Source organism: Nitrosomonas sp. Nm51 (genome assembly GCF_900111165.1).
In the GTDB taxonomy this organism is placed as follows: domain Bacteria; phylum Pseudomonadota; class Gammaproteobacteria; order Burkholderiales; family Nitrosomonadaceae; genus Nitrosomonas.
The window spans coordinates 1-12,564 of record NZ_FOGH01000065.1 but is presented as its reverse complement, the minus strand read 5'-3'; the positions used below and the strand labels follow the sequence as shown (position 1 = coordinate 12,564).

General features: G+C 44.1%; 9 protein-coding genes, 1 tRNA gene and 1 pseudogene. 1 reads left to right on the top strand and 10 read right to left on the bottom strand.

The window, feature by feature from the left end; genetic code table 11:
- Window positions 1-163: 163 nt before the first annotated feature.
- A complete protein-coding gene (locus BMY60_RS16405) occupies window positions 164-295 on the top strand; it encodes a hypothetical protein (protein ID WP_256250857.1) in 132 nt (43 codons plus the stop codon).
- Window positions 296-300: 5 nt separating this feature from the next.
- Here BMY60_RS16405 and rpoC read toward each other — a convergent pair whose 3' ends face one another.
- The 10 genes and pseudogenes from rpoC to BMY60_RS13660 all read right to left on the bottom strand — a co-directional run.
- Window positions 301-4,512 (bottom strand): DNA-directed RNA polymerase subunit beta', encoded by a 4,212-nt coding sequence (rpoC, locus tag BMY60_RS13705; protein ID WP_090334387.1) that lies wholly within the window; start codon window positions 4,510-4,512, stop codon window positions 301-303.
- A gap of 111 nt (window positions 4,513-4,623) precedes the next feature.
- Entirely contained in the window at window positions 4,624-8,697 is a 4,074-nt protein-coding gene (rpoB, locus tag BMY60_RS13700; RefSeq protein ID WP_090334385.1) for a DNA-directed RNA polymerase subunit beta, read from the bottom strand.
- Between the two features lie 133 nt (window positions 8,698-8,830).
- Entirely contained in the window at window positions 8,831-9,214 is a 384-nt protein-coding gene (rplL, locus tag BMY60_RS13695) for a 50S ribosomal protein L7/L12 (protein WP_090334383.1), read from the bottom strand.
- A 65-nt stretch (window positions 9,215-9,279) separates the two neighbouring features.
- Window positions 9,280-9,795 (bottom strand): 50S ribosomal protein L10, encoded by a 516-nt coding sequence (rplJ, locus tag BMY60_RS13690; protein WP_090334382.1) that lies wholly within the window; start codon window positions 9,793-9,795, stop codon window positions 9,280-9,282.
- Between the two features lie 261 nt (window positions 9,796-10,056).
- A complete protein-coding gene (rplA, locus tag BMY60_RS13685) occupies window positions 10,057-10,755 on the bottom strand; it encodes a 50S ribosomal protein L1 (RefSeq protein WP_090334380.1) in 699 nt (232 codons plus the stop codon).
- Between the two features lie 2 nt (window positions 10,756-10,757).
- Window positions 10,758-11,189 (bottom strand): 50S ribosomal protein L11, encoded by a 432-nt coding sequence (gene rplK / locus BMY60_RS13680; protein ID WP_090334379.1) that lies wholly within the window; start codon window positions 11,187-11,189, stop codon window positions 10,758-10,760.
- Between the two features lie 120 nt (window positions 11,190-11,309).
- Window positions 11,310-11,843: a transcription termination/antitermination protein NusG gene (gene nusG, locus BMY60_RS13675; RefSeq protein WP_090334377.1), complete on the bottom strand. Its 534-nt coding sequence runs from the start codon at window positions 11,841-11,843 to the stop codon at window positions 11,310-11,312.
- A gap of 23 nt (window positions 11,844-11,866) precedes the next feature.
- Entirely contained in the window at window positions 11,867-12,211 is a 345-nt protein-coding gene (gene secE, locus BMY60_RS13670) for a preprotein translocase subunit SecE (RefSeq protein ID WP_090334376.1), read from the bottom strand.
- A gap of 69 nt (window positions 12,212-12,280) precedes the next feature.
- Window positions 12,281-12,356: transfer RNA gene (locus BMY60_RS13665), tRNA-Trp, on the bottom strand.
- A 109-nt stretch (window positions 12,357-12,465) separates the two neighbouring features.
- Window positions 12,466-12,564 (bottom strand): annotated as a pseudogene (locus tag BMY60_RS13660) (elongation factor Tu); the annotation flags it as partial.

Below are 12,564 nucleotides of genomic sequence, written 5' to 3'. Positions count from 1 at the left end.
GCCTCCCCGCATTATCACACTATTCAGCCCGCCTCACCACGTTCAATCCTCTAAAACTCCAACAAAGACTACTCAGTCATGTTCAGACTGTCAAGTTAGGAGCCGCGAATAAATAAGTGTGACAATTGGACGCGTCTGACGGAATGCAATGCAAGGCGGGAGAATGAGCCATAGCACAAGCTATGGCGGCGACGACGAACAACGCCGCAGTGTGCTCGCCGGATGCGATCCAGGTGTTACAGTTATTTATGAACAACTCCTTAAGCGATTTGGAAAGGTTCATTTACTATTTTAAGCATATTAAATAGTCTGTTCATTACTTTCGCTTGTTATAGTTACATCTTCAGCCAAATCAGGAAGCACATTTTGTTTTTTTCGTGTATTGTGGAATGAAAGCCCTGTTCCTGCGGGAATTAGCCGACCAACGATTACATTCTCCTTTAACCCTCTTAATTCATCTTTTTTACCCATAATAGCAGCTTCAGTCAGGACTCGTGTCGTTTCCTGGAATGAAGCCGCAGATATGAACGAGTCGGTCGACAAAGAAGCTTTTGTAATGCCAAGAAGCATATATTCATATGTTGCCGACATTTTTTTCTCAACAATCAACCGCTCATTTTCATTTAGCAAGTCTGCGCGTTCAACCTGTTCTCCCTGTATGAAAGACGAATCACCTGAGTTCATGACTTGCACTCTTCTAAGCATTTGACGCACGATCACCTCAATATGTTTGTCATTGATTTTTACACCTTGTAACCGGTAAACATCTTGCACTTCGTCAGTGATATAACGTGCTAGCGCCTCAACACCCTGCAGCCTCAGAATATCACGTGGATCTGCAGGCCCATCAACAATCACTTCTCCTTTGTTTACAACCTGTCCATCATGCGCCATCACATGTTTGTCTTTGGGAATCAAGTATTCATGAGCAATACCTTCCAGGTCAGTTATAACGAGACGTTGCTTACCTTTAGTATCCTTTCCGAATGAAACATTACCAGTCACTTCTGCCAGCACGCCTGCATCTTTTGGCGAGCGAGCTTCAAACAATTCTGCAACACGTGGCAAACCACCCGTAATATCTCTGGTCTTAGAAGTTTCTTGCGGAATACGTGCGATAACTTCACCCACACTCACTTGTTGACCATCGCGAACTGTGATAATACAGCCAATTTGGAAAGTAATACTGACCGGTTGATTACTTCCCGCAATTTTGATTTCCTGACTATCATCGTCAAGAAACTTAACCAATGGTCGTAATCCCTTGGATTGCATAACACCCCGTCTTTTTGGATCAATAACAACAAGTGTTGATAAACCAGTCACTTCGTCAATTTGCTTTGCAACCGTAACGCCTTCTTCAACATTTTCAAAGCGTACTTTACCAGTATATTCTGTGATGATTGGACGTGTATGCGGATCCCAGGTTGTCAATGTCTGCCCCGCTTTGATACTTTCACCATCACGCACCAGCAAAGTTGCCCCATAAGGTGCCCGATGGCGTTCACGTTCACGGCCGTTTTCATCGGTAATAATTACTTCGCCGCTTCGTGAAATTGCGATCAGTTCATTCTGGGCGTTGGTAACATAACGCATTGTGGAAGAATATTGCACGATGCCACTTGATTTACTTTCCACTTGGCTCGCAACTGCTGTTCTTGATGCAGCACCACCAATATGGAATGTGCGCATGGTTAATTGCGTACCTGGCTCACCAATAGATTGTGCCGCTATTACACCAACAGCCTCACCGACATTTACAAGTGATCCACGACCCAAGTCTCTGCCATAACATTTCGCACATAAACCATAACGTGTTTCACATGTCAACGGCGTACGTACTTTTACTTCATCAATTCCATATGATTCAATAAGGTCAACGGCTATTTCGTCCAGCAGAGTCCCGGTAGGATAGAGTAGTTCCTGATTTTCAGGATTGACCACATCGTTTACAAGAACACGCCCGAGTATGCGCTCACGAAGCGCTTCTATGATTTCACCGCCTTCAATGAGTGCTTTCATATTGACACCGTCAACCGTATTACAATCTTCCTCTGTTACCACCAGATCTTGCGTGACATCAACTAAGCGACGCGTTAAATAACCAGAGTTTGCTGTTTTAAGCGCGGTATCCGCCAGCCCTTTACGCGCACCGTGCGTAGAAATAAAATACTGTAAAACATTCAAGCCTTCGCGGAAATTTGCCGTAATGGGCGTCTCAATAATAGAACCATCAGGTTTTGCCATTAAACCACGCATACCGGACAGCTGTCGTATCTGGGCAGCCGAACCCCGAGCCCCGGAATCAGCCATCATATAGATCGAATTAAACGATTCCTGCAGCACTTCATTACCAAACTTGTCGACTTTCATCTTGCCTGCTTGCTGATCAAACACTCGCTCAACTCCCAATTGTTCCATCATGGCTTTGGCAACTTGATCTCCGGCACGCCCCCAGATGTCTACAACTTTGTTATAACGCTCTCCTTGGGTTACTAAACCGGATGTATACTGTCCTTCAATTTCCTTCACTTCCTGCTCTGCAGCAGCAATCAGATCACTTTTCTGCTTAGGTATCAGCATGTCATCCGCACAAATTGAAATACCGGCTTTGGTAGCGTAGCTAAAACCGGCATACATGAGCTTATCCGCAAAAATAACAGTTTCCCGCAATCCACTGCGACGAAAGCTAGCGTTGATAAGTTTGGATATTTCCTTTTTCTTAAGCGTTTTGTTCAATAATGAAAAGGGTAGTCCAGGTGGAAAATTTTCAAACAACAGCGTACGCCCCACAGTTGTCTCATAACGTGTTATTTTTTCGCGTTGTTCACCATCAGCATCCGTAACCATTTCCTTAATACGCACATTAATTTTTGCATTTAATTCCACCTGTCTACTTTCATAGGCGCGTGACACTTCACTGATATCGGAAAAGAACATACCTTCTCCTCGGGCACCAATTTTTTCACGTGTTGTGTAATACAGTCCCAACACAATATCCTGAGAAGGGACAATAATGGGCTCGCCATTTGCAGGCGATAATACATTATTGGTTGACATCATTAGGGTACGGCATTCCATTTGTGCTTCTAGCGATAATGGCACATGTACCGCCATTTGATCCCCGTCAAAATCGGCATTAAATGCTGCGCAGACTAAAGGATGCAATTGAATGGCTTTACCTTCTATCAATACTGGTTCAAACGCCTGAATCCCAAGACGATGAAGTGTCGGTGCGCGATTGAGCATCACTGGGTGTTCGCGGATTACTTCTTCGAGAATATCCCAAACGACAGGACTCTCACTTTCCACCTCACGCTTAGCTGCTTTGATCGTGCTGGCAATACCCATCACTTCCAGCCTATTGAATATAAAAGGCTTAAATAATTCAAGCGCCATTTTCTTGGGCAGACCACATTGATGCAGTTTGAGCTGCGGTCCAACAACAATAACAGAACGGCCGGAATAATCCACACGTTTGCCCAGCAAATTTTGGCGGAAGCGGCCACCCTTGCCTTTGATCATATCAGCCAGCGACTTCAACGCACGCTTGTTTGCGCCAGTCATTGCTTTACCCCTTCGGCCATTATCCAGCAATGAATCAACAGATTCCTGCAGCATGCGCTTTTCGTTTCTGACAATAATCTCGGGCGCCTTTAACTCCAGCAGGCGCTTTAAACGATTGTTCCGGTTAATCACTCGCCGGTAAAGATCATTTAAATCCGATGTTGCAAATCGACCGCCATCTAATGGTACCAGCGGCCGTAGATCTGGAGGCAATACGGGCAAAACGGATAAAATCATCCATTGAGGTTTAATGCCCGATTTATTAAATGCCTCCAGAACTTTCAGACGTTTCGATATTTTTTTTATTTTGGTTTCTGAACCTGTACTCTCCATCTCACGGCGCAGGTTTTCAATTTCTTCATTAATATCAAGACTCGCCAATAAATTCCGCACGGCTTCAGCACCCATAGCGGCACTGAAATCATCACCGTATTCTTCAGTTTTCGCCAAATAGTCATCTTCAGTCAACAGTTGACAGCGCGTCAATGACGTCATGCCTGGATCTGTTACGACGTACGCTTCAAAATAAAGAATGCGCTCAATGTCACGTAGTGTCATGTCCAAGACCATACCCAGACGGGAAGGCAATGACTTTAAAAACCATATATGCGCAACGGGCGATGCCAGTTCAATATGACCCATACGCTCACGCCGTACTTTGGATAATGTCACTTCAACACCACATTTTTCACAAATTACACCGCGATGTTTGAGCCGCTTATATTTGCCACATAAGCATTCATAATCTTTAATAGGGCCAAAGATCTTGGCACAAAAAAGACCGTCTCTTTCGGGCTTGAATGTACGATAATTAATAGTCTCAGGCTTTTTAACTTCACCATATGACCATGAACGAATTTTCTCCGGCGATGCAAGGCCGATCCGTATTGCATCGAATTCTTCTTTGTGGCTAACCTGTTTAAATAAATCTAGCAGTGCTTTCATTTGTCACTCCTGTTTTTCAGGGGGCAATAACAATTATTGGATACTTGCAGCTTTCACACTTATGGAAAAAACTTAATTTTCAGGATGCTGCTCCTTCAGAAGTTTTAGCGATTAATCTTGTTCCAGATCAATATCCATTCCCAACGAGCGTATTTCTTTTACCAGCACATTAAATGATTCCGGCATGCCTGCATCAATTTTATGATCTCCTTTGACGATGCTTTCATAAACTTTTGTTCGCCCCGTCACATCATCAGATTTGACAGTGAGCATTTCCTGTAATGTATAGGCAGCACCATAAGCCTCCAACGCCCAGACTTCCATCTCACCGAACCGCTGGCCACCAAATTGTGCTTTACCGCCTAACGGCTGTTGCGTAACCAGGCTATATGGCCCTGTCGAGCGTGCATGCATTTTATCGTCAACCAGATGGTGAAGCTTCAAGACATGCATATACCCAACTGTCACAGGTCGGTCAAACGCTTCTCCGGTTCGTCCATCAAAAAGTGCTATTTGACCCGATCTTGGCAAATCAGCGAGTTCGAGCATGTTTTTGATTTCATCCTCAGTCGCCCCGTCAAAGACAGGCGTTGCAAACGGAACACCTTGCGTTAAATTTTGTGCCAGCGAAATAACTTCCTCACTGTTTAAAGAATCAATTGCTTCCTGTTTCCCGCTTTTATTATAAATTCTATCCAAAAATGCTTTTAACTCAGCTGCGCTTTTTTGTTCCTGCAGCATTTCTTCAATCTTCTTACCCAATCCTTTAGCCGCCCATCCTAAATGGACTTCTAGAATCTGCCCAACATTCATACGTGATGGCACGCCTAACGGATTTAAGACAACATCCACCGGTGTTCCGTCAGCCATGTAAGGCATGTCTTCCAACGGTACTATTTTGGAAATAACACCTTTATTACCATGCCGGCCAGCCATTTTATCCCCTGGTTGCAAGCGTCTTTTCACGGCAATGTATATCTTCACCATTTTCTGTACACCAGGCGGCAGTTCATCGCCTTGTGTGAGTTTTTTCTTTTTCTCCTCGAATGCCTCATCAAATGCTTTGCGCTTTAGCGCCATACTTTCACGCATCTGTTCTAGTTGAACACTGGCATCTTCGTCTGACAAACGGATATCAAACCAAAAATGAGGATCAATACTTCTTAAATATTCAGTTGTGATTGCTGTTCCTTTTTTAATTTTCTGCGGGCCACCCGTAGCTGCTTTACCGGTAAGCAATCGTTCTATTCGTTCAAATGCATCTTCCTCGACAATCCGCATTTGATCAGCCAGATCTTTCTTATACCGATCGAGTTCATCATCAATAATCTGCTGAGCACGTTTATCGCGTTCGATACCTTCCCGGGTAAATACCTGAACATCAATAACTGTTCCTGAAATACCTGAAGGTACCCGTAAGGACGTATCCTTTACATCCGAAGCTTTCTCACCAAAAATCGCGCGCAACAATTTTTCTTCAGGTGTTAATTGCGTTTCGCCCTTAGGCGTGACTTTGCCAACCAGAACATCACCTGCTTCAACCTCCGCACCGATATAAACAATACCGGATCCATCTAGACGGCTTAACTGTTGCTCAGATAAATTCGGAATGTCAGATGTAATCTCTTCAGTACCTAATTTGGTGTCCCGGCTGACAACAGAGAGCTCTTCGATATGTATCGAAGTGAAACGGTCTTCTGATACAATTCGTTCTGAAATCAGAATTGAATCCTCAAAGTTATACCCATTCCATGGCATAAAAGCCACGAGCATATTCTGACCCAATGCCAATTCGCCCATATCAGTCGAAGCTCCATCCGCAATTACATCGCCTTTTTTAATTTGGTCGCCGGTATTAACAAGAGGACGTTGATTAATATTTGTATTTTGATTGGAGCGCGTATACTTGATCAAATTGTAGATATCGACACCGACTTCCCCAACGCTCGTTTCTGCATCATGAACACGCACAACGATCCGACTTGCATCCACATAGTCGACAATACCACCACGATCTGCACGCACGGTTGTGCCAGAATGAACTGCCACGACTCGTTCAATTCCCGTGCCGACTAATGGCTTCTCTGCACGCAAACAAGGTACAGCCTGACGCTGCATATTAGACCCCATTAATGCCCGGTTTGCATCATCATGCTCCAGGAACGGTATGAGAGATGCCGCCACTGACACAATTTGCGCTGGTGCCACATCGACGTGCTCGATACGTTCGGGAGAAGAAAGCGTGAATTCATTTTTATGCCGGCAAGATATCATTTCACTGATAAACTTGCCGTCTTTATCAAGCTCTGCATTAGCCTGCGCTATGATAAACTTGCCTTCTTCAATCGCCGAGAGATAATGAATTTCATCGGTAACACGACTGTCTAGAACCTTCCGATAAGGGGTTTCTATAAACCCGTACTCGTTGGTGCGCGCATACAATGCGAGCGAATTGATCAAGCCGATATTAGGCCCTTCAGGTGTCTCAATTGGACAAACCCGGCCATAATGCGTGGGATGCACGTCTCGCACTTCAAAACCAGCGCGCTCACGCGTCAAACCACCCGGACCCAAAGCCGATATCCGGCGTTTGTGCGTGATTTCAGATAGCGGGTTCGTCTGATCCATAAATTGTGATAATTGACTGGAGCCAAAAAATTCACGTGCAGCAGCAGATACCGGCTTAGCATTGATTAGATCATGCGGCATTAAATTTTCTGATTCGGCCTGACTCAACCGCTCTTTCACGGCACGTTCAACACGCACCAAACCAGATCTGAACTGGTTTTCAGCCAATTCACCTACTGATCGAACACGACGATTGCCTAAATGGTCGATATCATCAATTTCTCCCCGGCCATTGCGCAACTCTACAAGAATTTTAATTACTGCAACGATATCTTCATTTGATAATGTTTGCGGCCCAGTCAGTTCATCACGCCCTACACGCCGGTTAAATTTCATTCTACCCACAACAGATAAATCATACCGTTCTGGCGAATAAAACAACCCTCCGAACAATGCCTTAACGGCATCTTCAGTGGGCGGCTCTCCTGGGCGCATCATTCGGTAGATAGCAACCTGCGCAGTTGTTTCGTCTATTGTTTCGTCGATCTTAAGCGTCTGAGAAATATAGGGACCATAGTTCAGGTCATTGACATACAATGTATTGATTTTACGAACATTCTCTTCCCTGAATTTTTCCAGCAGGACATCCGTAATCTCATCATTGACTGATGCGATGATTTCACCAGTTTTTTGGTCAACAACGTTATGTGCAAGTATCCTGCCAAGTAAAAATTCTTCTGGCACTTGGAGTTGGTTCAACTTGGCTTCCTGCAATTCACGTATATGCCTTGCCGTTATTCTTTTATTCTTTTGAACGATAACCTTATTATCGCTGGTTTTTATATCAAAGCTGGCCACTTCACCACGCAAACGTTCGGGCACAAGATCAAACGAAATGGTATTTTTACTGAAAGAAAAACCATCAAAAATAAAAAACTCCTGAAGGATTTCTTCAACCGTGTAACCAATTGCTTTAAGCAACGTGGTCACAGGCATTTTGCGGCGACGGTCGATTCTGAAATACAGACAATCCTTCGGATCAAACTCGAAATCAAGCCATGATCCACGGTAGGGAATAATGCGCGCCGAAAATAGCAGTTTCCCCGAGGAATGGGTTTTTCCGCGATCATGCTCAAAAAACACGCCTGGCGAACGGTGAAGCTGAGAGACAATAACACGCTCTGTTCCATTAATGACAAACGATCCCGTATTGGTCATCAAAGGGATTTCACCCATATAAACCTCCTGTTCTTTTACTTCCTTGACAGTTGGTTTGGATGTTTCCTTATCCATGATCGTCAATCTTACTTTTGCACGTAATGATGATGCATAGGTCAATCCGCGCTGCTGACATTCTTTTACATCAAATACCGGCGCGCCTAGTTCGTAACTAATAAAATCCAGGCGCGCATTTTTGGTGTGGCTCTCAATAGGAAAAATTGAATTAAATGCAGCCTGCAGGCCCTGATCTTTTCGTTTATTAATTGGCGTATGCTCTTGTAAAAAAGAGGCATAGGATTCGAGCTGAGTTGAGAGAAGAAAGGGAATAGGCAATACACTATCCCGTTTAGCAAAACTTTTACGGATACGCTTTTTCTCAGTAAACGAATAACCCATTAATTTTCTCCGGGAGAAGAATAAAGAACTATGGAAAACTCTTTAGTTGACGAATTTTAAAACACCAGACAAATGAAACACTAAAGGCTGACAGCGGAAATTGCTGCCAGCCTCGTTACGTCAAACAATCGTATTATTTGATTTCGCAGGTTGCACCCGCTTCGGTCAATTGTTTTTGAATAGCTTCAGCATCTTCTTTCGAGATACTTTCCTTGACCGGTTTTGGCGCACCGTCAACCAAGTCTTTAGCCTCTTTCAATCCCAGACCCGTTACCGCTCTTACAACTTTAATTACATTCACTTTGCTTGAGCCTGCGGCAGTCAGTACAACGGTGAATTCGGTTTGCTCTGCGGCCGCCGCTCCTCCGCCGTCACCACCGCCAGCTGGCGCAGCTACTGCAACGGCTGCAGCAGCTGAAACACCGAACTTTTCTTCCATTTCTTTAATTAATTCCGACAATTCGAGCACCGTCATGTTTGCTATTGCATCTAAAATTTCATCTTTGGTTACTGCCATTATTTTCTCCTGGTTATAAGCTGATAAATTTTTAACTGTGGGTATTTAGATAGGAAGTTGAAAAGTTATTTATTGTCACGAACTGCTGCCAGACCACGTACAAATTTTGCAGGCACTTCATTCAGTGTTTGTACAAACTTGGCAATTGGCGCTTGCATTGTGCCCAACAATTTGGAGAGCAGTTCTTCGCGACTTGGAAGTGCTGCCAATGCAGTAACCTCTTCTCGAGACATAACATTCTCACCCATTGCGCCAATTTTTATCACGAACTTTTCATTTTCTTTTGAAAATTCATGCAAAACCTTGGCGGCAGCAACCGGATCCGTACTGATACCATACGCAAGCGGACCAACCATATGTTCTGCAAGTTCTGCATAAGGTGTATCTGCTACCGCACGTCGAACCAATGAATTTTTAATAACACGGAAATAAATGTTTGCCTCACGTGCTTTCGCTCGCAATTGCGTCATTTGTCCAACTTCCATTCCTCGATACTCAGCCATGATAATAGCCTGCGCGTTTGCAACTTGCGCGCTGACTTCTGCCACGATGGCTTTTTTTTCTTCAAGATTAAGACTCAAGGTTTATTCTCCATCAGTAAAAGCGGTGTTCAGATTCAATCAAGCACTATTGTGATTGACATCTGACTACCACACTGGCGACCTTTAACCAGGAAATGTTCCTGTTTTGGGACACCATCTGCGTTGGGCCCGATAAACTTGGTTTAACAACACCATGCTCATTCGAATTTAAGCATTTACAAATATTCGCCCCAACGGTCTTTGATAATCCACCCGACAGTTTTATTTTTAAATAAAAACAATCAGGTGACCCAAAGTTAGTTATTGCTGCACTATAGTAGTTTGATCCACGCGCACACCAATACCCATAGTGCTGGACACTGAAACACGCCTAAGATAAGCGCCCTTTGAAGTTGCCGGCTTAGCTTTGTTCAAGGCGTCAACCAATGCAGCAAGATTCTTCTTTAATGCTTCGATATCAAACGATGCTCGACCGATTGTACAATGTACGATACCAGTCTTATCTGCGCGAAACTGTACCTGTCCTGCTTTCGCATTTTTTACTGCTGCAGCCACATCTGTTGTTACAGTGCCAACTTTCGGATTAGGCATTAAACTGCGCGGACCGAGAATCTGTCCAAGCTGTCCTACAACACGCATGGCATCTGGTGTTGCAATGGCTACATCAAAATTTATGTTCCCTGCTTTAACTTCAGCAGCCAAATCATCAAATCCAACAATATCCGCACCCGCTTCTTCTGCTGCTTTTGCATTATCACCTTGCGTAAAAACCGCAACCCTGACAGTTTTCCCCGTTCCAGCCGGCAGAACAACAGCACCGCGCACCGCTTGATCTGATTTTTTTACGTCAATTCCCAGATTGACCGCAACGTCGATTGATTCATCAAATTTCGCATTGGCCGTTTTTTTAATCAAACCTAATGCTTCATCAAGCATGTAAAGCTTATTACGGTCCACTTTATCTGAAATACCTTTATAACGATTGGATGTACGCGCCATTTTTATATACCCTCGACCTCAATGCCCATACTTCTCGCACTGCCTGCAACTGTTCGCACTGCAGCATCCATGTCTGCTGCAGTTAAATCAGGCATTTTGGTCTTAGCGATTTCCTCAGCCTGACTTCTGCTTAATTTGCCCACCTTATCTACATGTGGCCTGGCGCTGCCTTTTCCTATTCCAGCTGCTTTCTTAATAAGCACGGATGCAGGCGTCGTTTTCATTACAAAAGTAAAGCTTTTATCTGCATACGCCGTAATCACAACGGGAACTGGCAAACCCGGTTCTAATTTCTGGGTTGCCGCATTAAATGCCTTACAGAACTCCATTATATTCAATTGTCGTTGCCCAAGTGCCGGACCGATGGGTGGACTCGGATTGGCTTTTCCTGCCGGAACCTGCAATTTAATATAACCTACAATTTTTTTTGCCACTGACGTTCTCCTAATTGGGTGCTTACGAGCAAAGAACTCTCCCCTGTTAATACTATTTATTTAATTTGATATGTTGAAACAACGATGATATATGGTAACTTGCGCCGCTGTACCAATGTGCTAAGACTTTTCCACCTGATTAAAATCCAGTTCAACCGGCGTTGGCCTCCCAAAAATGGAAACAGACACCCTGAGCTTGTTCTTTTCATAATTCACGTCTTCCACATTACCGTGAAAATCTGTAAACGGACCGTCTTTAACACGCACTGCCTCTCCCATCTCAAACAGAATCTTGGGTTTGGGTTTTTCAATACCTTCCTGAATCTGATGAAGTATGTTATCAACTTCCTTTTGACTGATTGGTGTCGGTTTCATTACGGAACCACCAACAAAGCCAGTCACTTTGTCGGTATTTTTGACTAGATGCCATGTTTCATCTGACATTTCCATTTCAACCAACACATAACCGGGAAAAAATTTTCGCTCACTGATGTTTTTCTGGCCGCCCTTCATTTCAACCACCTCTTCAACCGGGACCAGTATACGTCCAAAATTATCCTGCATACCCGCTCTGTTTATGCGGTCGACCAACGCGCGCTGCACACTCTTCTCGAACCCAGAATACGCATGCACCACATACCATTTTTTACTCATTTTATTCTCTGAAGAATGCGCAATCAGACATCCTGGTCCATCATCAACCTAACGATAGACATCAGCGCCGCATCAATTAGCCACAGAAACAACGCCATTGCAACTACAAACGCAAAAACTATACCTGATGTTTGCAATGTTTCCTTGCGATTCGGCCATACAACTTTTTTTGTCTCTTCGGATGATTCCCTACAAAACGCGTAAAAATTCTGTCCTTGCGTTGTATAGCGTCCCACAAATGCTGCTAACAATAGTCCTGTTAGCACCGATAACACACGAATCACCATCGCACTTTCACTCAAGTAGGTAAATCCGACGATACCGGTTAAAATAAAAATAAATACCAGTCCAAGCTTTAATTTGTTCACGCTTAAGAACCCTTCACGTTCTTTATTTAATTATGAAGCAGACTTGAGAGAAAAACATGTGGTTAAATTTGGCAGGCCAGGAGGGCATCGAACCCCCAACCTTCGGTTTTGGAGACCGACGCTCTGCCAATTGAGCTACTGGCCTTCTTAACATGGGATACAATTCACTACAGTCGACTATGACTAAATTCTAAACCAATCTCTCAGATCAACTCAACTACCTAAACTACCTAATTAATACCTTTTAACTCGAACTACTCTATGATCTTAGCAACCACGCCTGCGCCAACTGTTCTGCCGCCTTCACGGATCGCAAACCGCAGCCCTTCGTCCATTGCAATCGGCGCAATCAG

What these genes read in the sequence shown, in the direction of transcription:
- rpoC (WP_090334387.1), bottom strand. Translation starts at nt 4,512, where the DNA reads ATGAAAGCACTGCTAGATTTATTTAAACAGGTTAGCCACAAAGAAGAA.
- rplA (WP_090334380.1), bottom strand. Translation starts at nt 10,755, where the DNA reads ATGGCGCGTACATCCAATCGTTATAAAGGTATTTCAGATAAAGTGGAC.
- rplL (WP_090334383.1), bottom strand. Translation starts at nt 9,214, where the DNA reads ATGGCAGTAACCAAAGATGAAATTTTAGATGCAATAGCAAACATGACG.
- BMY60_RS16405 (WP_256250857.1), top strand. Translation starts at nt 164, where the DNA reads ATGAGCCATAGCACAAGCTATGGCGGCGACGACGAACAACGCCGCAGT.
- rpoB (WP_090334385.1), bottom strand. Translation starts at nt 8,697, where the DNA reads ATGGGTTATTCGTTTACTGAGAAAAAGCGTATCCGTAAAAGTTTTGCT.
- nusG (WP_090334377.1), bottom strand. Translation starts at nt 11,843, where the DNA reads ATGAGTAAAAAATGGTATGTGGTGCATGCGTATTCTGGGTTCGAGAAG.